The organism is Mesorhizobium sp. M7A.F.Ca.US.005.03.1.1 (assembly GCF_003997975.1).
GTDB lineage: Bacteria > Pseudomonadota > Alphaproteobacteria > Rhizobiales > Rhizobiaceae > Mesorhizobium > Mesorhizobium ciceri.
The window spans coordinates 125,444-151,130 of sequence record NZ_RZRO01000003.1; the positions used below are offsets into that span (position 1 = coordinate 125,444).

At 56.0% G+C, this 25,687-nt stretch carries 27 protein-coding genes; 14 read left to right on the forward strand and 13 right to left on the reverse strand.

Annotated features, from left to right (window positions below):
- The first annotated feature begins 1 nt into the window (after nucleotide 1).
- The 6 genes from EN990_RS02560 (at nucleotide 2) to EN990_RS02585 (ending at nucleotide 6,755) form a co-directional block, all read left to right on the forward strand.
- The gene (locus EN990_RS02560) at nucleotides 2-1,231 is read left to right on the forward strand and encodes a hypothetical protein (protein WP_024503097.1); all 1,230 of its coding nucleotides are present in this window, start codon (nucleotides 2-4) and stop codon (nucleotides 1,229-1,231) included.
- A 251-nt stretch (nucleotides 1,232-1,482) separates the two neighbouring features.
- Nucleotides 1,483-2,484, forward strand: coding sequence for a hypothetical protein (locus EN990_RS02565; protein WP_024503098.1), 1,002 nt, complete (start codon nucleotides 1,483-1,485; stop codon nucleotides 2,482-2,484).
- Nucleotides 2,474-3,601: a hypothetical protein gene (locus EN990_RS02570; RefSeq protein WP_127368063.1), complete on the forward strand. Its 1,128-nt coding sequence runs from the start codon at nucleotides 2,474-2,476 to the stop codon at nucleotides 3,599-3,601. The genes EN990_RS02565 and EN990_RS02570 overlap by 11 nt, the downstream gene beginning before the upstream one ends.
- Nucleotides 3,598-4,275: a hypothetical protein gene (locus EN990_RS02575; protein ID WP_024503100.1), complete on the forward strand. Its 678-nt coding sequence runs from the start codon at nucleotides 3,598-3,600 to the stop codon at nucleotides 4,273-4,275. The genes EN990_RS02570 and EN990_RS02575 overlap by 4 nt, the downstream gene beginning before the upstream one ends.
- A 227-nt stretch (nucleotides 4,276-4,502) precedes the next feature.
- On the forward strand, nucleotides 4,503-5,063 hold the full coding sequence (locus EN990_RS02580; RefSeq protein ID WP_127368083.1) for a recombinase family protein: 561 nt from the start codon (nucleotides 4,503-4,505) through the stop codon (nucleotides 5,061-5,063).
- A 270-nt stretch (nucleotides 5,064-5,333) separates the two neighbouring features.
- Nucleotides 5,334-6,755, forward strand: coding sequence for a recombinase family protein (locus EN990_RS02585; RefSeq protein WP_127368082.1), 1,422 nt, complete (start codon nucleotides 5,334-5,336; stop codon nucleotides 6,753-6,755).
- Nucleotides 6,756-6,758: 3 nt separating this feature from the next.
- Here EN990_RS02585 and EN990_RS02590 read toward each other — a convergent pair whose 3' ends face one another.
- The 4 genes from EN990_RS02590 to EN990_RS02610 all read right to left on the reverse strand — a co-directional run bounded on the left by EN990_RS02590 (nucleotide 6,759) and on the right by EN990_RS02610 (nucleotide 10,628).
- Nucleotides 6,759-7,040: a helix-turn-helix transcriptional regulator gene (locus tag EN990_RS02590; protein WP_127368081.1), complete on the reverse strand. Its 282-nt coding sequence runs from the start codon at nucleotides 7,038-7,040 to the stop codon at nucleotides 6,759-6,761.
- Nucleotides 7,041-7,238: 198 nt separating this feature from the next.
- The gene (locus tag EN990_RS02595) at nucleotides 7,239-9,059 is read right to left on the reverse strand and encodes a DUF262 domain-containing protein (RefSeq protein WP_127368080.1); all 1,821 of its coding nucleotides are present in this window, start codon (nucleotides 9,057-9,059) and stop codon (nucleotides 7,239-7,241) included.
- 795 nt (nucleotides 9,060-9,854) lie between these two features.
- Nucleotides 9,855-10,136, reverse strand: a complete 282-nt coding sequence (locus tag EN990_RS02605) for a hypothetical protein (RefSeq protein ID WP_127368078.1) — start codon at nucleotides 10,134-10,136, stop codon at nucleotides 9,855-9,857.
- Nucleotides 10,137-10,148: 12 nt separating this feature from the next.
- Nucleotides 10,149-10,628: a MucR family transcriptional regulator gene (locus EN990_RS02610; protein WP_127368077.1), complete on the reverse strand. Its 480-nt coding sequence runs from the start codon at nucleotides 10,626-10,628 to the stop codon at nucleotides 10,149-10,151.
- Nucleotides 10,629-10,796: 168 nt separating this feature from the next.
- Here EN990_RS02610 and EN990_RS02615 point away from each other — a divergent pair, with 168 nt between their 5' ends.
- Nucleotides 10,797-11,171 carry a DUF6232 family protein gene (locus tag EN990_RS02615; RefSeq protein WP_127368076.1) on the forward strand — a complete coding sequence of 125 codons (375 nt, stop codon included), beginning with the start codon at nucleotides 10,797-10,799 and terminating at the stop codon, nucleotides 11,169-11,171.
- An 872-nt stretch (nucleotides 11,172-12,043) separates the two neighbouring features.
- Complete coding sequence (locus tag EN990_RS02620) at nucleotides 12,044-13,150, forward strand: HEPN domain-containing protein (RefSeq protein WP_127368075.1); 1,107 nt, start codon at nucleotides 12,044-12,046, stop codon at nucleotides 13,148-13,150.
- A gap of 22 nt (nucleotides 13,151-13,172) precedes the next feature.
- On the opposite strand, the gene EN990_RS02625 is transcribed toward EN990_RS02620, so the two are convergent.
- Both EN990_RS02625 and EN990_RS02630 read right to left on the reverse strand, forming a co-directional pair.
- A complete protein-coding gene (locus EN990_RS02625) occupies nucleotides 13,173-14,771 on the reverse strand; it encodes a DUF4339 domain-containing protein (RefSeq protein ID WP_164753407.1) in 1,599 nt (532 codons plus the stop codon).
- Nucleotides 14,768-15,214 (reverse strand): hypothetical protein, encoded by a 447-nt coding sequence (locus EN990_RS02630; RefSeq protein ID WP_245460880.1) that lies wholly within the window; start codon nucleotides 15,212-15,214, stop codon nucleotides 14,768-14,770. Before EN990_RS02630 ends, EN990_RS02625 begins: the two co-directional genes overlap by 4 nt.
- Before the next feature lie 27 nt (nucleotides 15,215-15,241).
- Between EN990_RS02630 and EN990_RS02635 the strand changes: the two genes are divergently transcribed.
- Nucleotides 15,242-15,508: a helix-turn-helix transcriptional regulator gene (locus EN990_RS02635; protein WP_127368073.1), complete on the forward strand. Its 267-nt coding sequence runs from the start codon at nucleotides 15,242-15,244 to the stop codon at nucleotides 15,506-15,508.
- 44 nt (nucleotides 15,509-15,552) lie between these two features.
- On the opposite strand, the gene EN990_RS02640 is transcribed toward EN990_RS02635, so the two are convergent.
- The 4 genes from EN990_RS02640 to EN990_RS35360 all read right to left on the reverse strand — a co-directional run bounded on the left by EN990_RS02640 (nucleotide 15,553) and on the right by EN990_RS35360 (nucleotide 17,653).
- Nucleotides 15,553-15,918: a DUF3768 domain-containing protein gene (locus EN990_RS02640; protein ID WP_127368072.1), complete on the reverse strand. Its 366-nt coding sequence runs from the start codon at nucleotides 15,916-15,918 to the stop codon at nucleotides 15,553-15,555.
- Nucleotides 15,919-15,992: 74 nt separating this feature from the next.
- The gene (locus tag EN990_RS02645) at nucleotides 15,993-16,607 is read right to left on the reverse strand and encodes a hypothetical protein (RefSeq protein ID WP_127368071.1); all 615 of its coding nucleotides are present in this window, start codon (nucleotides 16,605-16,607) and stop codon (nucleotides 15,993-15,995) included.
- 707 nt (nucleotides 16,608-17,314) lie between these two features.
- On the reverse strand, nucleotides 17,315-17,476 hold the full coding sequence (locus EN990_RS35355; RefSeq protein ID WP_164753409.1) for a hypothetical protein: 162 nt from the start codon (nucleotides 17,474-17,476) through the stop codon (nucleotides 17,315-17,317).
- 30 nt (nucleotides 17,477-17,506) lie between these two features.
- Entirely contained in the window at nucleotides 17,507-17,653 is a 147-nt protein-coding gene (locus EN990_RS35360; protein ID WP_164753410.1) for a hypothetical protein, read from the reverse strand.
- Nucleotides 17,654-17,899: 246 nt separating this feature from the next.
- On the opposite strand from EN990_RS35360, the gene EN990_RS02650 reads away from it, so the two are divergent.
- The 5 genes from EN990_RS02650 (at nucleotide 17,900) to EN990_RS02670 (ending at nucleotide 21,322) form a co-directional block, all read left to right on the forward strand.
- Entirely contained in the window at nucleotides 17,900-18,103 is a 204-nt protein-coding gene (locus tag EN990_RS02650; protein ID WP_127368070.1) for a hypothetical protein, read from the forward strand.
- Entirely contained in the window at nucleotides 18,100-19,023 is a 924-nt protein-coding gene (locus tag EN990_RS02655) for an AbiV family abortive infection protein (RefSeq protein ID WP_127368069.1), read from the forward strand. Before EN990_RS02650 ends, EN990_RS02655 begins: the two co-directional genes overlap by 4 nt.
- 219 nt (nucleotides 19,024-19,242) lie before the next feature.
- On the forward strand, nucleotides 19,243-20,040 hold the full coding sequence (locus EN990_RS02660; RefSeq protein ID WP_127368068.1) for a TIGR02391 family protein: 798 nt from the start codon (nucleotides 19,243-19,245) through the stop codon (nucleotides 20,038-20,040).
- Nucleotides 20,041-20,164: 124 nt separating this feature from the next.
- Nucleotides 20,165-20,605, forward strand: a complete 441-nt coding sequence (locus EN990_RS02665) for a hypothetical protein (RefSeq protein ID WP_013533589.1) — start codon at nucleotides 20,165-20,167, stop codon at nucleotides 20,603-20,605.
- 378 nt (nucleotides 20,606-20,983) lie between these two features.
- Entirely contained in the window at nucleotides 20,984-21,322 is a 339-nt protein-coding gene (locus tag EN990_RS02670; protein ID WP_084016304.1) for a hypothetical protein, read from the forward strand.
- Between the two features lie 26 nt (nucleotides 21,323-21,348).
- Here the strand turns inward: EN990_RS02670 and EN990_RS02675 are convergent, their stop codons facing one another.
- The 3 genes from EN990_RS02675 to EN990_RS02685 are packed head-to-tail and all read right to left on the reverse strand — an operon-like array spanning nucleotide 21,349 to nucleotide 25,186.
- Nucleotides 21,349-22,248 (reverse strand): alpha/beta hydrolase-fold protein, encoded by a 900-nt coding sequence (locus EN990_RS02675; RefSeq protein ID WP_063170037.1) that lies wholly within the window; start codon nucleotides 22,246-22,248, stop codon nucleotides 21,349-21,351.
- A 21-nt stretch (nucleotides 22,249-22,269) separates the two neighbouring features.
- Nucleotides 22,270-24,318: a Fe(3+)-hydroxamate ABC transporter permease FhuB gene (gene fhuB / locus EN990_RS02680; protein WP_082826648.1), complete on the reverse strand. Its 2,049-nt coding sequence runs from the start codon at nucleotides 24,316-24,318 to the stop codon at nucleotides 22,270-22,272.
- Nucleotides 24,311-25,186: an ABC transporter substrate-binding protein gene (locus tag EN990_RS02685; RefSeq protein ID WP_024503125.1), complete on the reverse strand. Its 876-nt coding sequence runs from the start codon at nucleotides 25,184-25,186 to the stop codon at nucleotides 24,311-24,313. The genes fhuB and EN990_RS02685 overlap by 8 nt, the downstream gene beginning before the upstream one ends.
- Between the last annotated feature and the right edge of the window lie 501 nt (nucleotides 25,187-25,687).

Genomic DNA, 25,687 nt, shown 5'->3' on the forward strand with positions numbered 1-25,687 from the left:
CATGCGTTGGAGGCTTTGCGCGTCGCTTTCGCTCGGCATCTTTCTCGGTCTAGCCGGGATGGTGCAAGCTGCCGAGGTGAGGTTTGTCGGGAAGGTCGAGCACAAAGGAAGTGAGGCGGTAGGTTTTCGACTTGAAGGCGAGATCAATGATACTGACTCCGCTAGCGTCAAGGTCGCATTGGCGAAAGCCGGGATCTCAAATGATGGCGAGGTCTGGCCAAGAATTGTCGTCGAACTCAACAGCTCGGGTGGATCTTATCAGGCTGGGCTCGACTTAGCGCTGCTCTTCCGCAGGTTAGGGCTGGCGACAGTTGTCAAATCTGGAGACCATTGTTTTTCCGCCTGTGCGCTGGCTTTCCTTGGCGGCACTCAGCGGGCAACGGATCCGACACCAGCCCCCGAGGATGGACCTATCCCGGACCAGCTTCCGGATCGTTCAATCGCACGTGACGCCTTGCTTGGTTTCCACGCTCCGTATCTCGCCCTGAGCGGGTCTTCATACACTGCTGACAACGTCTCAGAGGCGTATACCGCTGCTGTCTTGGGAATTTCGCGGTTTATAGCCACTGCCGACCATTTGTATGTGTCTACCGCCGAATTGCCGAAACTTCTCAAACCGACACGAGATGACCTCTATATGGCGGACAACGTTGATGCGGTCAGATTTCTAGGAATCGACTACATCGACTATGCCCTGCAGATTCGCGACCTTAAGGGCATTACACCATCGATGATCCTGAACGCCTGCGTAAATCGATACTACCATCTCCGAGGGCGAAGCAGCCTCGCCGGGTACGGAATGGCAGCCTCTGTCAGAGAAGAATTTGTCGAAGGCTCGAAACTCCTTGAGAATGGTGAGGAGAAGGAGGTCTTCGGCGTCCGGCGCATCAAGTACGGCGAGCGTTCAACAAATGTGGTGTTCACACCGATAGCGAAAACCGACGATGGTAGAAGTTTTGTCTGGTGCCTGTTTGGTCCCGTCGGATCTGATGCCACAACGATCTACAAGCCCGCCGGAACGGTTGAGGAGCTGTTTGCAGAACTGAGGAACGGAAGCGGGCAATGGTGGGAGTTCTCCAGCTCGCAAACAACTATGAAAATTGGTCATACCGACCCGATTGAAACAATGATGCGGGTCCTCGACATGGTACCGCCCGAGACAAAACTAAATGACGTTGGCAAGATTGTGGGGCAGTACCAAGCAGATGAAATGAATATCCCGTCGCCATAAACAGCGGCAAATGATAGCAATCTTTTCAACCTGCAGGGGCCGGTCAATAGGAGCGGGCCAATAACGTTCCGACATTACGTATACCAGATAATTACGAGCCGACCCAACACTTCGACCGAGTAGTCAAAGAGGCCTTTTCCTTTCGGTTGACAGGTGCTCTTTAACGACCACACCCAACAAAGCAGGAAACCTGTAATATTGGCTCGGAGAGTGCTACACAACGGAGATTCGCATGTGGGAGCAGGATAGGCATGGGTGAGACTGCGGGTATAGCGCAAATTGCAGAGATAATTTCCGACCAGATTTTTGCCGAGTTTCTCTGGACAAAAATTGGACCAGTCAACGTTGATTTCAAATGCGATAATTACGAGAGCCACAAGGTAGCTACGCATCCAACCGATGTCGTCTTTTATTACGATGAGCCTTACGACGACGTTACAACCTATGTTCAATGCGATCTCAAGAGCTACGCTGCCGCTTCGATCGGGCGGTCACAAATCGAGAAAGCCATTGTTAGCCTTTCCGCTCAGGTCGCTTGCGCAGAGATAAGCGCCGAGTGGCAAGAGCGATATGTGCACAAGCACAAGGACTTCTCAGTCTCAGGTCTCCTATTCATCTACAATCATGACGGAGGGTACGATCGGACATTTAGTGATAACCTTGAGAAATTGGACTTTGACGACCTACACACTCCCAAGAATGGAAAATTGGTCGTTCTTGGTCCCGCCGAAATTCATTGGCTCAATAATGTCAGCCAAGAAATACTACGAATGAGAGGGAGATCAGGGGCGGCGCGACTACCAGATCGAGGAGCTTGCTCTTTTTTTTACCCGCAGACGGTGCGCCGTGCACAGCTCCGCGGAAAACAGCGATGCGCCGCGTCGTTGGAAATGCTTACCGGCCCGTGGATTATTTTGCAATATGACGGAAACAGCGAGAGAAAAGCGGGGTTGGTGGTGTTTTACAGACCACCCGGTGAAACGGTTGATGAATTCCTCTACCTATTGGATTATATGCGCCAGCATGGATTGTTTGACCTTGAGCGTCAAATATTCATTCGCTCTATAGACAAAGCGGGCACGTCGCTACAAAATTTTCAAAAGGCACGGCTTCATTATATAGAAGCTATGGGCGCGACCGATGAAGGGAAGAATAGCCTATTGGACGTCTTAAATAACATACGATTCGAGCTGATAAACAATGTAATATCGACATTCTCCGAGATCCAGATAGGAATGTCATATGACGGATAAATTGCCTTTTTTGGCAGCTACAGACAAAGATATATTTGACTTGCTCATGTCATCTAAGGGGAGAATGAGCGAAGGTGTGCTACGTGGAATCGCGCTAACCCGAGGAATTATCTATTCTCCCAAAACTGACCGAGAGCGGCTTGCCAGTGATATTTCCATCCTGCCTCATGATTTTGCCTCGTTGACCAAACTGATCGAGAGACGCGAATATCAGAATAGAAACGAGAAGAGGGCTTACGTGGACGTGCCTGTGTCTCTTACTCATGACGAGATTAGTGAAGTCGTGCGAAGTTATAAGGAAGAGTTTGCAGGTGAGGATGAGTTGACCACTCAGCAACGGAGATTGAGAGAAGTCCAGCTGAATGTCGCATACGATGAAATAGACTATTCGAAGACAAGATTAATACAGAGGCAACGAAGAGACGCAAACATCGAGTTTATCTTGGAGAGTGATCGAACTACGATAAGGATGCCTGCAACGGAAAAGGCGAGAGGTGTCGTTGATCGATTGATTAAAAAGATTAGTCAACTTAAGCTTCAGTCTCTTACACCTAAGGATTTGTCACTGGATGGATTGACGGCGGATCAACGGACTACTTTTTTTATGAGTATGCTTCGAAATATTCCCGGATACCAGTTGCAGACGGTCGTTAGCATAAAATGCGCATCGGGCGACGATGACGTCGGCGAAGACCTTGAGATGGATATCGAAGAGAAGGAGCGCGCGGTCGAGAGCGAAATCGTCGGCAAAATAAACAGCGTCGCTCTAAGCGGTATGAACCTCTTGCAGTCTGAGGAATATCAGTCGCTCAAAAAGAATGGGTTTTTCATCACAGCGGTAACTTGGAGGGCGCTTCAAACAGAGAGGCCTAATGATCTCATGCAGTTCGACGTTTCATTTGACGAGCCTCGCCAAGGCAAAGGTTTTAAATTTGGGGTCAGGATCGCTCGGCGACTGACTGACGGAACTCCCACTTCCGACTTCAAACCCCTTGACCCAAATAGGCAGCCCGCGCTTTGGAGTCTGGTGGAGCGCACATCGGCAAACGCACTCGATGAGATTATTGCTTCAGGAGCTCCCGTTCAAGAACCCGCTGAAAGAGTGACAGCGGCATGACCCGGCGTAGATGGCTCCGTGTCCGCTGGCCTTTCGATATGAGAACATTGGCGGAGAGGCTGAGAGCAATACCCTTCACGGCTGCAACACAAAACGGCTTCATTTTGGATCGGGTGCGGCCCAACTCTTTGGAGGGGCGGTTTATCGAGCGCCAAGATATCAGTCAGATTGTGGAGAGTCCCTTAGGAGAGAAAGTTGTTTATGAAAGAACCGAGTTTCGGGGCATTGGCTTCGCGGTTAACCCATCATATTCGGACCTCGAAATCATAAATCCGCCTAGGAGCATGAGTTTATTTTTGTCGCGCCTTGGGGAAGCTTGCAATTTCGAAGTGTCTGTCAGCGAAATTAAGGTAGATGTTATTAGATGGTGCGAGCTTTTCTCGAAGGAGACAAACAGGGACATAAAAATAGTTAGCTGCCAGATGCGAGATATCAAGCTCACTGAAAGTGTTATGGCAACGGCGATTTTAAGAGGTGCCAATGACGTTCGTCTAGCTGCTGATAAATTGACGAATGGCGCTTCATATACGAACGACAAAATAAGAGTTCAGATTGAGGGCTCACCGATTAACACCCTCATCCTTACCAGACAGGGTTCGGCGAGCATTGATAAGAGCGCGTCTGAACCCCTGCTCGAAGCACTGCGGAGATCCCTACGCTATTCATTAGATTGAGAAGGTTTGACAGGCCCATAGGTGACTGAACACCGCTTCAACGAACGGACGCTGTTCGGCCAGCACCGCCCATATGCGCAAGTCAACCACGAGAGACGAGAACATGTCACTTTAGGGTATGCCCTAAAGTGACGTCACGCCATTGCGCAAGGGCGATGTAACATCGGAGTTGACAGCGACTATTTGTGACAAGGTAGCCTCGGGCCTAAACCATGAGGTGACACCACATGAGCCGGATAGGCTACGCCCGCGTTAGTACGATCGATCAGGACCTCGAAACCCAAATTGCCAAGCTGAAGGCTGAAGGGTGCAGCATCGTCCGATCGGAAAAGGTATCGGGGGCCAGCCGCGATGGCCGGGCCGAACTTGCGACGATCATCGACTTTCTCCGACCGGGTGATGAACTTGTCGTAACGCGGCTCGATCGGCTTGGCCGAGACACTCGCGATGTTCTAAACTTGATCCACGAATGCGAGCAGCGAGAGGCGTTTGTAACCGTCTTGGATCCTCACGTTTCGACCCGGGGGGAGATGGGCCACATCGTGCTGACCGTGCTGGGTATGGTCGCTCAGATGGAACGGCGTTTCATCAAGGAGCGCCAGCGCGAGGGAATTGAGAGAGCGAAGACCGTCGGTGCCTACAAAGGGGGCAGACAGCGTCTCGACAGGAACAAGGTGATGGCCCTTCGCGATGACGGCCAGAGCCCGACGCAGATCGCGAAGGTAGTCGGTTGCTCAAGGATGCAGGTTTACCGTATCCTCAATGCTCCTGCGGTGGCAGCGCCATGAAGCCTTCGGGTGCATCGAGGCCGTGCCACGACTAAGGGCTGACGGGTTCGCTGCAGGAAGTACTTACGGTGCTGGCGTCTCCTTCCGCCGTCATCGGCCAGCCGCCATAGGGACGGAGTTGCGCTACCCGACTCCCGGTCAAGCCGCTCGGCTACGGCAAGCACACGTGAATTGACGGCTCAGAACGTTTTGCTCAAGCCCGTTGTGGAGTAATATGCGGGCATCAGCGTCGTCCTGCCGCATTAGATCGGCTCGCGCGGAGGCACTATAGTGACTGAGCTTACAAGCGATCTCCGTGTTCCGGCTGCGCAGTACATTCGCATGTCTACCGACCACCAGCGGTATTCTTTGGAGAACCAGATCGCTGCCATCGCCGAGTATGCCGAAAAACGAGGGTTCGCTGTCGTTGATACCTACGCGGATGCCGGTAAAAGTGGCTTAAGCCTGAAGGGAAGAGACGGCCTGAAGCGGCTGTTGGCTGACGTTGTGACTGGGCAACATGCCTATTCTGCCGTTCTGGTTTTAGACGTCAGCCGATGGGGTCGCTTTCCGGACGCGGATCAATCCGCCCACTACGAATTCCTCTGTCGTAGCGCGGGTGTCGCGGTGGTGTACTGCGCCGAACCCTTTGAAAACGACGGCAGCATGGTCTCGACCATCCTAAAGAACATGAAGCGCGCAATGGCGAGCGAGTTCAGCCGCGAACTGTCTTTCAAGGTCTCAAGGGCACATCGACAGCAAGCCCTCCTTGGTTTCAGTCAAGGAGGCGTCCTGCAATATGGCGTGAGACGCCTCTTGGTGAACAAAGACCGGGAGCCGCTGTTTCTACTTAAGTCCGGCGAGCGAAAGGGGTTGAGTTCCGACCGTGTATTGCTTGTCCCCGGGCCACCGAATGAAATTAGTGTTGTGCAGCGGATATTCGACATGTTCGTGAATCAAAAGAGAAGCATGAGCCGCATTTCAACGAGTCTGAATCAAGAGGGGCTTCCTTCTACGAATGGTCGGGTCTGGAATCACCGGCGGGTCAAAGCCGTGCTCAGCAACGAATTGATGATAGGTTACTACGTCTACAATCGCAGATCCTATTTGCTGAAGGGCAGACCGAACCGGAACCCTCCTGAACAATGGACAAGAGCCCGGGTGATGGACCCGATTGTGGACGTAAGGCAGTTCGAGAAGGCTCAACGGGAACTCCGTTGTAAGCGGGGCTACGGTTATGAGAGACCGCGGATGGTCAAATGCCTCCAGCGCCTGTTCAAAGAAAAGAAGAAGCTTACCGTCTCGATTATCAACGCTTGCCCATATACGCCTGCTGCGGCAGCGTATGTTGCGCACTTTGGAAGCCTAAGAGCCGCCTATGCAGTTGTCGGTTATAAGCAGTGCTCCGCAGGTCCTAAGGCAGATCGACAGTACTCAGACGAAGAGCTTTTGGAGTGCCTTCGTCGACTGCAAACGGCATACGGATATGTCACGGTCGCACATATAAATGCTGACGCTGGGCTACCTAGGTATCAGGCTTTCCTAGACCGATTCGGCACGATGAGGACCGCCTATTCGCAGGCAGGCTTGCCTGCCACCAACTCGGAGCTGATCTCGGCGGGGCTTCTACGGGCAACCCTTCGACGCGAGAAAGATCAACAGGGAAGCTCCGGGCATCGACGCGGTTCTACTAAGAAAGCGAGTCGGAGTTAATCTCTATTTGTCCTCCGTATCGACCTTGTGGTCGAGCTGATCGAAACAGCGGATAAGTTGGTGGAGAGAGAATTTGCCGGTGCGGCCGACAACAATGTCGGAGACGTCGCGCTGTCCAATACCAAGCATCTCAGCCGACTTCGCCTTGGTCAGGCGGCGGCGTTTAATAATGGCGCGAATCTCACGGGCCAGCTCGGCTTTGAGCAGTTCCTCTTCTGGATTGTCAAAACCCAAGTCCGCAAAAACGTTGGCGCTGCTAATGTCGGCGGTGATTTCTCCTTTCATGCCTTTCTGCCGTCCTTCTTGGTCAGGTGACCGGCCGGGGATTGTTTCTTGCCTGCGCATTGGATGACGATAATCATTTTGGTTCCTCAAAGGACGTTGATCGTGGTGAGCTAGGCTTCGCCCGAGATTCTTTGAGAAGCTAACTTTGGCGCTCTGCAACCACCGCAAAGCCCGGTTTGAGTTTACAAACGAACCGTCCTATTTATCAGCGATAGCGAATATACTTAGAACCCTGCCAACGAGGACAGCAGTGCGGTCCTCAATCTGTTTTACGCTCCAACTGTCAGCTGACCCCAGTACATCATTCAGCTTAAGACCATTCTTATAACCGACGGGAAGTCCCTTGCTATCGACCCTGTCTCGCTTTTCTGAAAACCCTTTGTTCCCAAGAGCACTATTAAATCCGGAGATAGTAAGATTTCCAATCCTGTGGGCGTGAGACTGAATTAGCGCCTTTGCCACGGCTGCGTCTCCGCCAGCCATCATATCGACCCAATACGGGGGAACGTTTTGACCTTGTGGGAAAATGTGTTCAATCGACCAAACATACTGTTTGTTATCGACTCTCCATAGATCAACGGTTGTCTCTCTCGTCATTCCCTCCTCTGCGAGAGCGCACAAAACAAAACGAGTAACACCCACGTTCTCTTCGTAAATCGGCCCTTCCAATTTCTCCTCAAAGACCTTGTCGCTAGCTGAAACTGCCAGAAGGTCTTCAATCGCCGCGTCGACCACCCGATCACCTCGGAGAGGGGCCACCTTCTCGATTATCGACATGAATAAGCGGGTCAGATCGCGCGTCGGTGGCGTGTCCGTGAGATTCCTGCGAACAAAGAAGCGCGTTAGAAGACGAGCTATCTTGTCCAAATGCGAAGGCTGGAGTCCCAACTCTGATTGCTTCACAATGAGATACAATAGCAGCAGATGCGATGGCGCACCTTGAATTCGCTCCAGATCTTTCAACGGTTTGTCTAAAACTGAAAGCGCCGAGTTCTGGTTTCTAGAAAGCATTAGCGCATAGGATTCGGCTGCGCTTCGAATCCCTTGGAGCTGTGCGCCTGCGTCTTGATTGATCAACTTCTCGTATATCTGAATCAGGTTAGTACGTGTAGCAACTGGGCCAAGAGGGTCTTTTCTTTTATCTTTGTCGCTTCTAAATGGCCTATTTAAATCGTCCTTGAAGGCATTATAATAATGCCGGAAGAAGCGCTCTTGAACACTGTAATCGTCGCCGAGGTGCGAGAGCAGGGTGCTCCAAACGTCGAAGTAATAATCGACCTTATCGCTCGATGTAGCCTCCGCTCTGGCTAATAGTTTGTTCTTTATTAAATCAATTGCCGTAAGTGGCATTCCTCGATTGTTTAGCGATTCAAAGAGAGTATAAGCGTCTGCGTGGCTAGCAACCTCAATCTTAACTAAACATGCTTGGCTTACTTTGTCGAGAAGTTCCAAGATCGATACGAGCGGGTCGGCCGAAATATTGGCTGTCTCCTCAATCCGAGTTTGGAAATATCGATACGCGCGAAAAATCTTCCGATTTCCTGCATACGGGGGAGCATCAAAGGGGCTTACGGCACCCAATTCAGACAGAACGGCTCGATAGTCATTTAGGTTAAGGTTTTGAATCTGAGGAATAACGCGGAGTTGGTCAACTCCCTTTTTTAGCACAAGCTTGCGCTTGAGATTGAGCATTTCGATTTTCTGATCGTCGTTTAAAGCCTGCTCGCGAGATTTTAGTGACTGATAGATAGCGGCAAAGAGGAGGGAAAGAGTGGTCAAACGCTGCTGGCCATCTATGACCTCCAACCGCTGCACGTCGAGGCTATCGTTGGTCTGGTTGATACATATGATCGAACCTAGGAAATAACCGCCATCATTCTCCTGTACATCGTCAAATATTGTCTCCCACTGATTTTTCCCCCAAGTGTACTCTCTTTGATACCGGGGAACGGCGTAAACAACCGAGGCCTCTATGTCGAAAAGCTGTGAGATTGGATAATTGTTGACCGACTTTATCATCGCGTTGCCGTTATCCCTGCCATTTTGTCATGTCCCGATCCGTAAAAAAGACTACTCATCTCGATCAGGGTGAGAATTACGAAACGTTTCTAACTGCCTTGCAGCCGTCTGGCTATCGCGTCTCAGCAAATTGTAGCTCCAGGAGGGCTGGCGCAGCGACGGCAGCGTTTTCGCAGCTTGCGACCAAGGCCAGAAGACTTTGAAAGGGCCGACCGCCGGGCAGCGGTATGTTTGATCTTATCCCATCGTCTTCGCTGTGGCTTCAGGCATCGACGCAATCATTTCCTCGAAAGCCGCAAAGAAATTTGACAGGTTTTCGGCGTCACCCGTCACTGTTCACCGCGCCGCTGCATAGCCATTATCTTCATACTTTGGCCTTCCGCCACCCAGCCCACCACGCTTCCCATTGGGAGCAGAACCATCTCTCGCCTCGCGCCGGGTTTATGCGCGTAGCCGAATAATATTCCTGACCGGGCACGTGATAGATGTGCTCACCGCGATCGTTGATGTTTCCCTTGATGTCACAGCCCACTCTGCGCACGGCGACGGAGGTCGTTGACCTGACGGGATAATGAACATTTGGAAGTGAGTGTTGGGTGTCTGTTGCGACATAAGCGAGGGACGCCGTGCCAAGCAGCGCCAGAGAAATAGGGAGGCGAGCGCGCAGAAGCGAACGCCACCAAGGCCTCCGCCGTCTAACCCACGGCCGAACAGAATTGCCCATAGCCATCTCCCCGAGGGGAGAATGCTTCCGTCAGGCGGAAGAGTCTAGAGAGAGAAGAAAGCACTATCGGGCTATTCTGAACTGTCCTCGTCGCTTTCGTCGGGAGGGACTTCATCGTCTGGCGCTGGCTGTTGCTCCTCAACGTAAGCCTGACAACCTTCATTGAAGGATTGGCTATTGCCGTCGCAGTCGTTGGCGTCCGAAATACCATTTCGTTCGGCCCAATCGTATCCTGCTTGGTGGCCTGAACAGCCTGCGGTGCAGTCGTAACCTTCGAATGTTTGCTGCGCCACGGCAGGGTAGGCCGTAAGGCTTAACCACACGATAGCGCCAACGGCGGCTGATCTATTCATCGAGGTTCCGGCCTAAGCCGTCTTCCGCCGCGCGGCAGGCTTCTTGGCTTTGGCTGCAGGTTTTTTTGGGGCACCTTTTGCAGCCGCTTTTCGGCCGAGGCCTGAGGATTTCGCAAGGGCGGACCGCTGAGCAGCATAGTTTGGTGCCACCATCGGATAGTCTCGAGCCAAGCCCCACTTGGACCTGTATTCCTCCGGCGCCAGCCCATAGTGGACATTCAAGTGGCGCTTGAGGGATTTGAACCTCTTTCCGTCCTCCAAGCAAACAATGTAATCTGGGAACACGGATCTCTTGGGGTTCACCGCGGGAATAAGCTCAGGCTCTGTCGGCTTCGAAGGCAGGCCAATTCCCATCAAGGCAGAGTTGACGCTTGCAATCAGATCTGGAAGGCCGATCGCGGGCACTGGGTTGTTCTGCACGTACGCCGCAACAATCTCTGCAGTTAAACCCAACACACCGGCGTTACGAGTTTCTGCTGCAGCATCCGACATCGTTTCATCTCCCAATTGATTGCGTTTTTCGAATAGTCCGGAAAACCCGTCCGCGCAACTGTGACGGAAACGAACTCAGCGCCCGCAAACAACAAGTCACAAAACGCTTGGCAAGAAAGAGAGAATGCTCCACCGTCCAAAAGGGCAGAAAAGCTAGGTGGGGGAAGCATGGAGAAGGTCAACTTCACAAGTGGAGGCATCCACGTCACGGATGCAACCGCTATCTTCGGGAATGTGACTTATCAAATTTCAAGCATTGGAAGTGTGAGCATTAAGCAGGAGGCCGGAGGTTTCGGTGCTGTTTTAATTTTGGTGGCGATTATCTTTTCCATTTATGTTTGGATGAAAGCTGGCCTTCTGTGGGGGGTCCTCATTTTTTTCGGGTTAGGTTTCGCAACTACGATGCTGCCCTCCAAATCGACGCTGGTCTTGCGCACTTCCAGCGGCGACGTCCATGTGCTGTCGTCACATGACAAAGCGCTCGTTTCGCAAGTCAAAGGAGCTATTGAACAGGCTTTCAAGAACCGAGAAAGCTCGCGATAGCCGGTCCAAATTTTCGGTAATGCCAACCTTCCCATAGTTCGGCTAACGGGATCATCAACACGTTTCATGTTCGCAGCGACATTTAGGTAACTTCTATGCCTGCATATTCGGGAAAAGCCCAGCCCTACTTGAATGCCATCGCTGAGAGCGTATTTACCTCTCAACACGTCAGAGATTGGTTGATTAGGGGCACGTCGGCGGAACCAAATTACACCGGCAGTTCCGCCCTCGTAGACGAACAGCGCGCTGTGCGTTGGCGAACGCGGCCTACAATACAGCCTTTCTGGGCCAACTACTGGTGCGGTTTAGATAGTCGATGCACTTGTCGAATTCCCGATAGTAAGGGACTCGAGTCGGATGCCATCTTTTTCTTTCGAAATTCTCTAAACCGCATTCTCGCGGTCCATCTTGAATTCAAGCATTCAGGCGAACGGTTCGGCTACGGCCAGCCCGAGGCGTACCCACTTCGCGCCGCTTGTTTCGCCAAGACGTATCAGACGCGTCAAACCCTGAACGCCCATCATGACTGGACCACAGTCGTCTTTTGCGGCGCTGAGACCGCATCAGATGCGAGGCTTAGAAACTTCGAACGGGTGATCTACCACGCTGAAGCGATCTCCGTTATCGCTGGTTATCCTAAGGGGAGCCGCTGAGGCCTTGCTCAGCGCATTGAGAAGGGAAATATGGGGAAGCCATTCACACCTAAGGAACTGCGTATTCTATTCTCGTGCGCCGAAGACATATTTAAGTCCAAGTCACTTATAGCTCCTAAATCCATAAGCGAGATACCGCGCGACAGAACTCTCGCTAGGGAGCTTAGGATCAGAAAGAATAAGCATCTATACCTCACTGATTTTGGATTTGAGAAATTCATGCAAGTCGTCGAGATGGTATCTCGGCGCGATTATTTCGATGGAAAGGCAGACTATTCGGACATCTGGCGGGCATGGAAAAGCGCCGTACAGGATTGGCTATCTCAAGCTCTTATGCCTGACAATCCTCAAGAGGTCCTCGATGCCATATCTAATCTGGTCACCGGCGAGATACACGAGCATTTCTTCATCGTTCCAATTTTTGGCATAAAACTGGAATCAGAGGACTCATTCAGTCTCGGCCCGATGAGGATACTGCGAAGTCCGATTTCTGTCCTGAAATCGGCGAATGTCTCTTACGAGAAGCACCCGGATCCTTCTATATTGGAGGCTCGGCCCGGCGCTTTGTGGCTCCATGGTTCAGCTTTCGCGACTGAAAGAGTGGCGCGACGATTGTTCTCAGAGCAGACCGTGTTGGTCGTTGGCCTGATTGCAATCGCTGCCGCTGCTACATACGAGAATGGCGCTGCAGGGTTTCGCATCGGTACGGGCATGACTCCAGAGGACGCACCGGGCCGCTCAGTTTGGATGTCTTGGAGCCAAGCCGACAGTCACGTTACCACGCATTTTGGATCTCCAAGAGGACAGCCATTTTCGCTAGATACCGAGTTATCGGACAGGTCTGACGCGATGCGAATGATCGGGCTCGCGGCGACGAACTTACAGAAAGGCAACAAGACAGAGGTCGAGGAAGCAATCGAAAGGGCGATTTACTGGTTCTCAGATGCGCACCGCGACACTCCGCTGACCATGAGAATCGTCAAATATTGGAGCTGCGTCGAAGCCTTTTTCTCTCTTGAAAAGGAGAGGGTATCTCAATCTGTCTCGTCTGGGCTTGCGAGCATACTGACCTACGGTGGGTTTCGTTTCGTTCATTTCTCTGAATACGGGAAGCTGAAGAAGCAAATCAGCGACATGTACGATCTAAGATCGCTTGCAGTCCATCGCGGCGCCCACCAGCACGTCACTGAAAAAGACGTTGCCCGGTTTAGCCAATGGGTGGCTTGGATGATCATAGAAATTTTGCAATTGAGCCATTCTGGCTATGCAACGCTCAATCACCTCAAAAGAGAAGTCGATCGTCTGGACGCCATTAGCCGCACTTGAGTTCCGAGACCCTCGAAGGGTCTCAGTTGAAGTTGGCGTGGGGAACTCGTTCGACTGTCAGCGTCAGGTTGTTGTCCATCTGATGGAGCGAGGCGGTGAAGCGCTCGGACGTAGTCTGCCTGACACCGACATACTCGGTGTACTTGAACTGGTACGCTCCATCACCACGCATTTCCCAATGGCTGGACATGCCGTCCTCAAGCTGGAAGGTATCGACTATTTGTCGCGCGAAATCGTCGATCGACATGCCGCTGGCGATGTCGAAGTAGCACTGATAGAACCGCAGGCGAGCAGCGTGGCCGTCGCGCATCAAGATCTGCCCGCAAGCTTGTTGGTCCTTGACGATAAACAGCATCTGGCCCTGCGGTCCGTTTGGGTTCAAGCCTTTGGCAAGAGCGGAAAACGCTTGCAGGGTGCCAGTCCATTTCGAGCTTAAAGCAAACGAACGATCCACCGATTGCGTAAGCTGGGCTTCTGTCATTCCCAACTGGAGGCCGCGGAAGGTCGATCCGTTCGAAGGGGCGTCCGTGACGGATTCTTCAGCCACGTTTGGGGCAGTTTGTTCGGCATCGTCAAGACTGCTTTCTTCGGCAACCTCAGGAACGGGGTCTTCTCGATCGGCTCGCGCAACTCTGGCGGGACATAGCGCCTTGAACGCCTCAATCGCCACATCATAGTTGGCTCTGTAATCAAGCACTTCGTGCGGAACGACGTCTGGTTGAACTATGTAGGAATAATCGCCATTGGCAGCGCGGCCCTTGAATTGGAAGCCGTTGCCCCATGGACTGGTGAACTTTCCTGTAAAGCAATTTGCTACGATGCTCGCTTGAATTTTGGCGTCGGCCAACTTCTTGCCAACACATGTCTCACCGTCATCCCCGTTGGAATCGATACAGAAGCCCTTCGAGTTCGGGGCTGTGGGATCGAGGGTAATCTCGGCATGGTCCGTATCGATGCCGGACCGGCCTGTGATCGTGACAGTCATCCCGGCGCGTGATCCGTACGACAGGAGATCTCCAGTCTCCGCTGCGTTGGCAACGCTGAGGCTTGGATCTATGGCCAGTTCGGCGATCAGGAAGACCGCCGCGCAGGCGAGCCAGATCCATAGGTATCTGAGCGGTGCGCGTATGACGGCCGATCGACGCCAGAGATAGCCGACTGGGGTCAGCAGCATGAACGGAACGAGTGCCTTGCCCGTCGGGTTTTGCCCAGCGTTCTTGATCGCCTTGGCGTCCTTGTAAGCCAGCCAGAAAACGCCGATCGCTGCCCACAGCGATACGCCGGTGCTGATGGGCGGGGTGTTGGGATGGCCACCGGCGAGCAGGACGATCGTATCGGCAGCGAGGATGATCAGCGGCGAGAACGCGATCCATCTCGCCCATTTATCGACGACAGCGGTCGCGGGAACAGCCGCTTGAACAACACTCAGCGGAGGCGGAGTTACCCTGATTTCCTTTGGGACAATGTCCGTTTCGGAGGCCGCCTTCCACTGGCTGCCGAAAGCATCCGTCCAAACGCGCGTATTTGCCGGAAGCGCCTTACTCGAAAGCATGGCGGTCAGATAGGTTTCTTCGATCGGACCGCGCGGCTGTCCGTTTTCTTCGTAAAACCAGATCGTCATTTCGGGGCCGCTCCCGAAGGCGTGGTCTTGGCCTTTCGAGCGCTTCTCCATGCGAAGTACGCCATCACTGCCAGTATCAGATCTGCAAACGCCCAAATCTTCATATCGGTGAATGCGCTTGCCGCGATGAAGGCAAACAAGCTGCCGACGACGAAAATGATCGCCGAGATCAGCGGCAGGCCGAAGGCGAAGGCGCCGCCGACGAAGAACAGCAAACCGACCAACACGCCGACTGACCCAGCGCCCGCTAGGTCATGGTTGGCCGCGATGCTTCCACCCGTCGCGACCGCGCAGGACTGCAGCATCGAAATCATGCCAAGCAGAATGCCGATAATTCCAACTGCGATTTTCATTTCAATCCCCCTGAAGCTTCGTAACCGGTTGCTTAGAACCTGAAGCAATCCCCACGCCAAATAGGGGACTGTCAGTCCGTCGATTGTCAAGCCGTTTATATTGCCTTCTTGCTCACAATGAATGTGCGCAAGATCATTGGCTGGAATCTCCGCAAGCTCCGGGCAGAGCAAGGTTTGTCGCAAGAGCGGCTGGCATTGGCGGCGGAGATCGATCGATCTTACGTTGGCCGCATTGAGCGAGGCTCGGAGAACGTCACCATCGATACGTTGGATGCTTTGGCAACCGTCCTTGGTGTGCCCGCCGCGGCTCTTTTGATCGAGCCTGCCAAAGGGGCGCGGCAGCCTATGCCCTTGTCGTCCGGCAGAAGGCCAAAGGCGACTTAGATGTACCGGCGGCTGTGCCCCTGTGCCCTGTGCAGAGGGCAACATTAGTATTCCTCCGGCAGCATGACGGTCATCACGCGAATGGTCACAGCGGGGTCGGATGCATCGGGCGACAGGTTTACCAGCGCCCGGTCATAGTAGTCTATTTTGAAGAACAGCTGCCGCTCGCCGACGTGCAGCAGAGCGCAATCGTGCTGGCCCCATGGATCGTTGTTCTCGTCGAATGCATCGAAGTTGGCGATGGCCAGCAGAATGGCGCCGATCTCTTGGGCAGGCAGTGCGGCGACACCGGCGGTCATTACCATGCGGCCGCCCGCACCGGTCTGGCGCAGTTGGTCGTTGAGGGTTCGAATACGCGTGGTTCGATCAGCCGCCGACAGCCGACCGACGCGCTCCTTTGAGCATGTCATGGGGTGGTTCCTTCGAATGGATGTCTGGTTGAGGGGTGACGGGCCAGGACGAACCCGGCCCGTTGCAAGACCGCTTACTTCTTCGCCAGCTGGCGCGGGTGGATCAGGCCGAGTTGGTAGTAGCTGCGGTCGACGTGGGCTGCATCCGGATAGTCCCTGAATTTCAGCGTGAAAATGCCCTTGGCTTTCGCCTTCATGATCCGGGCCTCAAAGTATCCCTCGTCGGGGCCTTCCGATGCCAGTACCATGTCGCCGACTGCCAGCTTTGCCCAAAGGTCGCTATCGTTACCGCCAGCGGCACCGCCGCCACCGTCGCCCCTGCCATGGCCCGCCACGGCCTCAGGCGAGCCCGCTGAGGCGTTTTCGGGGCTGTCGACGGCCTTGTCGTCGCCCGACCCATTGTCGCGCTCGTCAGCGACGCCCGCTAGGGTCGCGATACGGGCATAGACTTCCGATTTGACGAACGGCACGAAAGCCCTGCCGCTGTCGAAAAGCTTGCCAGCCGGAAGGCGCATGACGATCTCGGGTGCTTCGCCGGGCTCAACGCGATGCGAATGCATCCCCATCAGCCTAGCCGCGCTTTCTGCCGCCTCGACTTCGGGCAGCAAGAAGACCGAGGCGTGGGTTTTACGAGCGTCATCCCTGCCGAAGACGATCAACGATCGGGTGGTTTCGGAGGCGACATTCATTGGCCTGCCTCCATATATGACAAAGGGGCCAGAAGGCCCCTTGTGGTGTGATTTGAGTGGTGCCGACATGGTGTGTCGGGTCGATCTGTCAAAGGCATGTCAATACTCCTGTTAAGGTCTGGCCTAACCGCGTCAGCCGACGCAGCTCGCCGCAGTCAGTATAGAGGAATATTTTCCTATTGTCAATGGAAGCCGTTCAGGGTAGCGCGTTATGGATACTCCGTTGTCGCTATCCTGTTTGCACAAACGAGGGCCGCTTCTGCGGGATGACTTTTCAGCCATTAGCTCTCGGTGGGGCGAGGCTTCTTCCGCTTGAGGAGCGTTACAAGCACGGTCCGCATCGACGAGTGCTCTGAGCTATCCAGCTCCACAACCCAGTCGTCGTTGTGCTTGTGCCAAGGGAACTTCGCGTCTCTCAAAGCTTGTCGAAATGCCTTGGGATCAACACCAACGGACCGGGCCATATCCGCAGCGCCTGTTAGCTTAGTCATGACACCTCCCATGCTTTTTGCGAGCATAGACGAGCTCGCCTCATGCGGCGACAGGCGGGATAGCGCCGACAAGCGCGCCCTCTGGAGATCCCCCGGCGAACGGGTGATTCACGAGGGCTATGCTAGGAGCATCGCCATTCTATCTGAAGCAGTATTCTGTAGCCCGACGTTCGAGGTCAGTGTCATACTGAAGCGCGCAGCCACGCCCTGCCCTTCCTACGATGAGCCTCGACTTTGCAACACCTCGGTGATACACAAGCCGCGCAAATCGGTTGCCAGTGCCATTGATTTTGTTGTCTTTTTTCTGCATTCTGCCCATTCCGCCTCTGGGCACCATTCTACTTCTTTGATATTGTTGTGTTTTTCGATGCTGCTCATCGTATCGATGCTCATCAGTTTGACGTTTTTTCAACCGGATTTGACAGTTTTGTTGGCCGCCTCTCGTCGAGAGGCGACAAGCGCCTCGGCGGAGATATTTCCTGCGGCCAACATACCGGTCGCTGCGATAGCAGTTGATGCGGAAACGACGACGCGGCGATTGACGTGCTGATCCAAGACACTATCCTCTCGCAGTGGAGTAACGGGCTCGCTGCCCGCGCGCGAATTCCAGTGGGTATGAACCGCGGTGACAAGCACCAGGTTCGCCGATGGCGCGCTCTCGGTTCGAGCTGGCTTCTGAAGGCTGGTGAAAACGCTCCGGACGGGAACGGTTTTCAAGCATGCCCTTTCGAGGCGAAGCTTGCGCGCGCACAACTATTGACCGAGATTGGCGGCGTTCGTGGAACTAATGAGGGGGACACAATGAAAGAATATCTGCCCTATCTGGCAATCGCATCCAGCGTTGTTGCAGCAGGACTTGGCGTCCGCGCTGCCACTGTCGTAGTCAGAAACTCGATCGACGACTTTATGACCGACATTGGCCGGCAGAGCAGACGGGCGAGCTTCGCGGCCGTTGCGGCAGGCGCTTCGGTAATTCTACGGTCTGTCGACCGACTGGCGCAATGAACAGTTCCACATCTGGTGACAGAGTTAATCGTGTAGACGCGAACTACAATATTTTCGAGCCGCAACCAGCAGCTAGTCCTATCGGCGAAAGCGGACCTCTTACCGCGATTTTAGAAAATATCACATCGTTAGTTGAGAGCGCGAAGAGCCTTCATCGACGCAAAAAGTATGCTGTCTGCAGTCATATTTCTATATTGTCCGTCGAGGAATCGTCAAAATACCTTATCATTTACTGCAAAGCCCATCTCCCAGAACGCATTTTCAATCATCGATATAGGCACCTAAGCAAGCATGCGATATCGGACGCTCCTTGGTATTTATCTGGGAAACTATCCGTTTTATACAGCGTGCATTTAGCTGCGGAGATGTTATCGCCGGGCGATCAAGGCTGGGAAGAAATGCAAACACTGTCGAAATTGTTGTCGCCATACATCCTTCGAACGGATCCAATCGCGGTGGCACAATCAATCATGGGTGTTCTTGATACACGTGATAATGATGAATTGAGTGAGATGTACAAAAAATCTGATAGAGAGCGAGAGAAAGCTCGACTTTCGTCGGTCTATGTGGATGTCTCGAATAAGCTAGAGATCACATCCAGCCCTGCCGATTTTGACCGAAAAAGATCGAAAGACTATCTAGACCAAGCATTATATTGCCTAGCTGTGGTTGAGTTCATTTCTAGACCTACCGAAACCATATTGGATTTCGTTCAGTTGCTCCCATCTGGGCAACGGCAGAGATTTGAGCGCGAGGCGAGGCGTAGCGCTTTGCAACTAGCGAATATTAAGCACGTCGCGCTTTCGGAGGTTAGAGTAGCGGATGAAGATGAAACGCTATCGAAAGTCGCTGTTCGCCAGCCGAAGGCTGGCGAACAGATGAGAGACGCCGAAGACGTAACGGACGAGCAAATTCTTTGACGCGTAAACTGGGGTCGGAGAGTCTACTTGCGTTCGACCGCGCCGTGAAGGTTTTCCCCAGTCTAAACCCCGAGGTGCTAAAGTACCACTCGTCAAGTCAAATAGGAGCAGGCAACTAGTATCTTGTGATAGTCAAGGCGCCGGCTTGAATCCACACCTGAAGGAAGGTGTCCCTCGCATCGGGCCGGTGCAGCGAAATCAGATTTGCAAGGAAAGAGCATGGCACGCCAGCCGATAGCAACTGCACGTCCAACTGCCGTATTGTCGGATGCGCAGCTCCGCGCAGCGCTTCCAAAGCTCAAACGACGACTTGACGAGCTAACTACTCTCAATGTTTTCGCATTGACGGAAAAGGACGGACGTAACATTCTAGATAGTCACTCAACTAAGATAAACTCAACGCTTCGAGATATTTTCGGAGTTGATACTTTGGAATATTCTGAATGTAGCGTAGAAACCTTTCAACCGGTGTTTGGTATTTGGTACAGCGGGATGGATGACTCCCTTCTCGGCAACATCAGCACGGTCGAGAACAAGGTGACGAGTTGCATCACCACGCTGAAGTCCGTCATCGAAATTTTTGAGGAACGTCTCGGCGACGAAGGCGAGAGCAGTATCGAAAGGACAGCACGTGCATACGATGGCCTTGATCTTCATCGGGAAATCGCGCGTGCGGCAAATAAGCTATATCAGGATGGCCATTATGCTAACGCCGTAGAGGCAGCCGTGAAGGCGCTCAACGGCTTGGTGCGTCTCCGTAGCGGACTTGAGTTCGACGGCACGACACTAATGGAGCGGGCGTTCAGTCCATCTAACCCCATATTGAAATTCAACGCGCTGCAAGACCAGAGCGATAGGGATGAACAGAAGGGCTTCATGCAACTATTCAGCGGCGCGGTGTCAGGTCTACGAAATCCGAGGGCACACGGATTCATTAACGATGACGCCGAGCGTGCTTTGGAGTTCATCGCCTTCGTGAGCCTGCTTGCGAAGCTTCTCGACGTGGCCACCACCTAGCCGCGCCCGCCGCACACATCGTCGAGCGAAACAAGTTTGCGCTCTTCTGCCACCAGCGGATTCGATTTGCTTGGTGATCCCCCAACCTTAGGGCAAACTGCCTGCTGGGGTGCTAGGAGGAGAAATGAGAGCACGCGCAGCAACGCTTGGGGATCTGGAGGATGTCTTTCGCGGTCTGTCGAAGCGGATGTCGGACGAATACGTCGCTGCCGGCAAGGACAGCAAGATCGCCTACGACAACCTTATGATGAATTTGAAGGAGGGCCGCGCGCACGCGCTTGTCGAGGGTGACAAGGCCGTGGCGATCATCGCCTGGCATGAGAACAGCGACGCCGCCGACACGCTGTTCGCCGCACGGGAGGACTTCTTCCGGGCCACGACCGTCCGTTTCTGCAAGCGGCATATCAGGCATATCCAGGCGCTCGCCGGCAACCTCGCCATCCATTCGCGCAGTTGGCTCCAGGGGCCGGATGTCGCAAGATGGTTCGGCGTCATCGGCTATGTCGAGCGCGGCCGGGAGAACGGCGCCACTTTGTTCGAGCTGCCGCCGGCTCGCATCGGCTAGGAAACCCTGGGCTGGTCAAGATCCCTTGCCGCAAACACCGCCACCCTCTCGCGATCGCCCGCACAGGTTCGTCGATGCGGGTCACCGTCTTCGGCTCCAGGATCCCTTGCTCGGCGGCCTTCTGAACTGCCTTAGCAAGCGGCTTGCGCCGGGCGCCGATTGGCGAGATGTTATGGGAGGGCAACCGGGGGGCAAACCGGCACGCCGAGACAGATATGGCTGCTGGAAATGTCACGAGCTTGCTTCGCCTTTCTTGCCTTTGTTGCCTTGGTGAGGCCGGTAGGGGCAGGCGAGTGGACGTCTCATCTGCTTGACCGCCCAAGCCTGGCAACCGCCTATTTTCGCCAAGCCGATCTTGTGACTGCATACGCGACCGCAATGGCGCGCTTCCGTCTGCAGTTCGCAGGGCGTGCCGGCGAAAACAACCTTGCGGTCCCTCTCGAACCACTGCTTTTGCGGGCGGAATTCCGTGCGCGGACATGGCGCTCGGCGGACGGCAGCCTGTTGCAAGGCTTTGCCGGCAAGGGCGGCTTCCGGCTGACTATCGGCAACTGCCTGGCGCGCATCTGCGCTGCCAGCGAATGCAGCGATGCCGGTTGGCCGGTTTACGCCTGCAGCGACGGAGGCAAGCGCAAGATGTCCGTCACGGATTTTGTGACGGCAAACTTCGGCGGCGTCTCCTACCGCCGATTGAGCGCCTCCCCTTCACAGGAATGACAGCGCCGACCGTCTTGCTGCGGCGTTCAGCAAAGGGCGGTGTCCCTCCTCACCGCAAACGCCGCCTGCACCGCGCGATTGACGGTGACCGGCAGGATCGACATGTGGTTCTCGCCGGCATGCAGTTCGAAACTGGCGCGCACGCCCGGGAGAGCGTCAAGACGCTGCGCCATTGCCCGCGCGAATGCGTCGGTGCGTGTCACCTTTTTCTGCTTCAGGCGCTTTTCCTCGTCCTCGGCGCCAATCTGGAACGGCGCCAGCTTCTCGGTCTCGTACTCGCCGGCCGACAGGATCATGGTCGCCGCCAAACCATCGGGAATGGCGGCCTCGAAGGCTTCGAGAAAGCGGTCGATGGCACGCTCTTCCCAATAGATGGCGGGGCTCGCCGCGATCCAGGTCTGAAAGGAAGAAGGCCGCGTGAACAGGGCGTAGAGCGCAAACAGGCCACCGAAAGAATGGCCGTAAAGCGCCTGGCGGCTGGCATCGACCGTGACCCGGCTGGCGACCCACGGCTTCAGCTCATCCTCGATGAAAGCAAGGAATTTCCCTGCCCCACCGGTCCGGACTTCGGACGTGCCTTCGTGGAAGGGCGGGTAGGTCTTGCCTGGCGGCGGGCCGAGATCCCATGAGCGGCGCAGCGGATCATAGGCGCCGTCGACGGGATAGCCGATGGCGACGATGACGCCCCAGCCGACATTGGTGCCCGTGGGATAGAAGGCCTGCGCGCGCATGGCGTCGACCGCCGTGCCGATGACGGCGTTGCCGTCGGTCATGTAGAGGACCGGCCAGCCGGCCTCGGGCACCGGCCCGGACGGCACATGCAGGAATATCCGCCAGGGCGCGCCGCCCTGCGCCGGAACAAGATCGTGGACCGCCGTGTTGGCGATCAGGGCTGGCGTCGCGTTGGACATGGATATCTTGGACATGGATATCTCCAGGCAAAACGGTCAGCGGCGGCGCAGCAGCCACATCAGCACCGGGCCGCCGATCAACGTGGCGACGAGACCGGCCGGGATCTGGCGCGGGAAGATGGCGATCCGGCCCACCCAGTCGGCGGCGACCATGATCAGCGCGCCGGCGAGCACCGCGCCAATGGCCTGCGGCAGCGCACGGGAAAGGCCAAGGCGACGAGCAAGATGCGGCGCCATAAGGCCGATGAAGGTCAGCGGACCGACGATCAGCGTCGAAGCCGCGGTGAGTGCCGCGACGGCCAGCAGCACGAGAAGCCGCGCCCTCTTCAGGTTGATGCCAAGGCCCTGAACGGCGGCGGAGCCGAGCGGCAGGATGTCGAGCCAGCGCATGAAGAAAGGCGCGAGCGCGAAGAGGCAGACCGCGATACCACCGGTCAGCAGGGCGTCACCGACATCGACGCCATAGGTCGAACCGGTCAGCCAGTTGAGCAGCAGCATGGCGCGAGGATCGCCGGTCGCGGTGAGCACCAGGATCAGCGCGTCGAACAAGGCCGTCAGGGCAACGCCGGCAAGCAGCAGCCGCTCCGGCGCATAGGCGGCACGACGGCCGATCGCCAGCGTCACCAGCAAAGCGGCGAAGGCCCCGATCGTTGCCGCCGCCGTCTGAACCGGGCGCCCGGCATCGACGAGCGCAAACAGCGCCACCATCATGCCAAGGGCGGCACCGGCACTGATGCCCAGCACTTCGGGGCTGGCCATCGGATTGCCGGTCAGCCGCTGCATCATCAGCCCGGCAAGCGCCAGCATCGCCCCGGCACTCAGCGCGGCAAGCACGCGAGGCCACCGCCACGACAGCAAAGGCTGCAGCTCGTCGCCGAAGGCGAAGGTCCAGCCATGCGGACCCGGTTCATGGAGCAGGGCCAGCCCGAGCAGCAGAAGCAGAGCCAGGCCGAGTGCCATGAGAACAAGGCCGGGCCGGCTTGCGCGCGGCAGGCGCACGGCCATCAAGGTCGGGGCTTCCGAGCCAAGCGCAAGGCGCGGCAGCAGCCAGAGCAGCAGCGGCGCACCGAGAAGTGCTGTGATCGCTCCGGTCGGCAGCAGGTCGCCTTGCGGCCCGGTGGCGATCTGCACGCCTTGATCGGCGGCCCACAGCAACGCGCCGCCGATCAGCGGCGCCATCACCAGTTGTTGGCCAAGCCGCCGGCCACCGCCGATGCGCGCGAGCGTCGCCGCGGCCAGGCCGACGAAGCCGATGACGCCGACAGCGGCAACGACAAACGCGATCAGCGCGACGGCGGCCGCCAGTCCGGCGAAGCGATAGGCGCCGAGCGGCACGCCAAGGCTGCGCGCGCCTTCATCGTCGAGGCCAAGCAGGGTCAGGGGCCGCACCATGAAGAAGATCGCAAGCGCAGCAGTGCCGATGCGGGGCAAAAGCCACAGCGTCGTCGACCAATCCTGCTGGCCGAGCGAACCGGCGCCCCAGATGAACAGGCTGGCCAGCCATTCATGCCGCAGCACGATGAGAGCGGCACCGATGGCGCCGGCATAGAGGCTGACCACAAGCCCCGCCAGCACCACCGAAAGCGGCGACAGGCCCTTGTGCCAGGACAGAGCGATGACGGCGGCAAGGGCCATAAATGCGCCGGCCAGCGCCACCCATTCGCGGCCGAAGGCAAGCAGGGACGGTGACAGAAGCGTCGCCAGTGCCAGCGCCAGATAGGCGCCGGCCGAGACGCCAACGGTTTCAGGCGAGGCGAGCGGGTTGCGCAGAACCTGCTGCAGGACAGTTCCGGCAAGCCCGAGCGCCGCACCGCACAAAAGGCTGATCGCAAGACGGGGCAGGAAGGCATAGTGGACGAGCACCTGCCGCATGTCAGCGATGTCGGGAGCGGCGAGCGATTGGAGCCAGAGCGCCGATGGCAGTTGCACGGTGAGGTTCGAGACGGTTGCCGCTGCCGCAGCCGCGAGCAGCACCGCGCAAAGCAGGATCGCGCCTACCGGCTGATTGCTGGAAAAGCTCCACACGGGGGCCCGGCCGGCCGACGCAGGCTTCCCCCTTTGGGCAATGGCAGCATCCTCAGCCATGGGCGGCCTCCGCGGTCATCGCCGATGCCAGGACCCGAGCAAAACGGCTCGCGGATGGAAGCGCGCCAAACATCAGGACGGCAGGAAGGCGCATGATCGAGCGGTTGCGCACGAAGGGCATGGCATTCCAGACCGGACTTTCGGTCAGCGTGCCGCCGGCGCCCTCAGGCAAGGGTTCGAGATAGGCGAGGCGCGCATCGCTGGATGTCGCCAGCCCGTCGATGCCGACGGTCGAAAACCCCCAATAGTTGGTCTCGGCCGTCCACGCGTTGCTGAGCCCGATGCGGTCGAACACCTCCTGAAACAGGCTCTTTGCGCCGTAGACGCGCACATTGCGGGGGTCCAGGAAGCTGACGACATAGATCGGCCGTGCCGAAAGCGGCGCCAGTTGCTGGCGAACCTCCAAAAGATACGCGTCTGTCGCCGCGATCAGCGCCTCGCCTTCGCTTTCCTTGCCGACAAGCCCGGCGAGCTGGCGCGTCGCCTCGAGCGCGCGCCGATAGGGTTGCCCGGCCTCGGTATAGAGCCCGATCGTCGTCACTGGAGCCACGCGTTCGAGCAGCGGCTTGATGCCCTCGAGATACGGCATGGACAGGATGATGTCGGGCCTGAGCTGCTGCAGGAATTCGAGATTGGGCTCGAGCAGCGTGCCGAGATCGGCGACGTCGGGCGGCAGCCGCGGCTCGACCACCCATTTCTCCCAGACCTCCCGATCGGCAATGGCGACCGGGCTGACACCGAGCATGAGCAAGGTCTCGGTCAACCCGTCATCCAGGCAGACGATGCGCAACGGACGGGCTTCAGCCGTGGAGGACCTCATGCCGGCGAACGGCAGCGAAAAAAGCCCGAGCGCCTGGCGCCGGGTCATTCGGCTGCGCAAATGATCGGGCGCGGCTCTCGACTGGGGCTCTTGGTCTCTCTGCAATGCGGCCGGCCCTGCTTTTCGGGGGTTGGTCTCCAGCGACCACTGCCCGGTGACTATGAAACATGAGTTTACTAGTCAACATTTAAGATGCCTGCCCAGTCAACTTTCACGCAACCGCATGCCAAGCGCAGACGCCCACTGGCCGCAAGGCGATTCGCCCGTACAACAACCCTGTGCGACGTCACCGTCCGAATCACGGTTTGCGAAGCCCAATCCGCGCCCCGCATCATTTTTCCTCCACGAATGCATTCCATGATAGAGGGAGCTACGGTCGCCTTTGGGCAGCCGTTTCCCGGATTGCCTGAGAGACCAAAGACGGCCAAGAACCAAAAGCCGGCAGCAAGCCGCCACCTGAAGACGTCAAGGACCGGTCGAACGCATCAAGGCAGCGTGATCGGGTTGCACTCGGCAAGGCTTGATGATTTGTTGCCGCTATACGGAGAA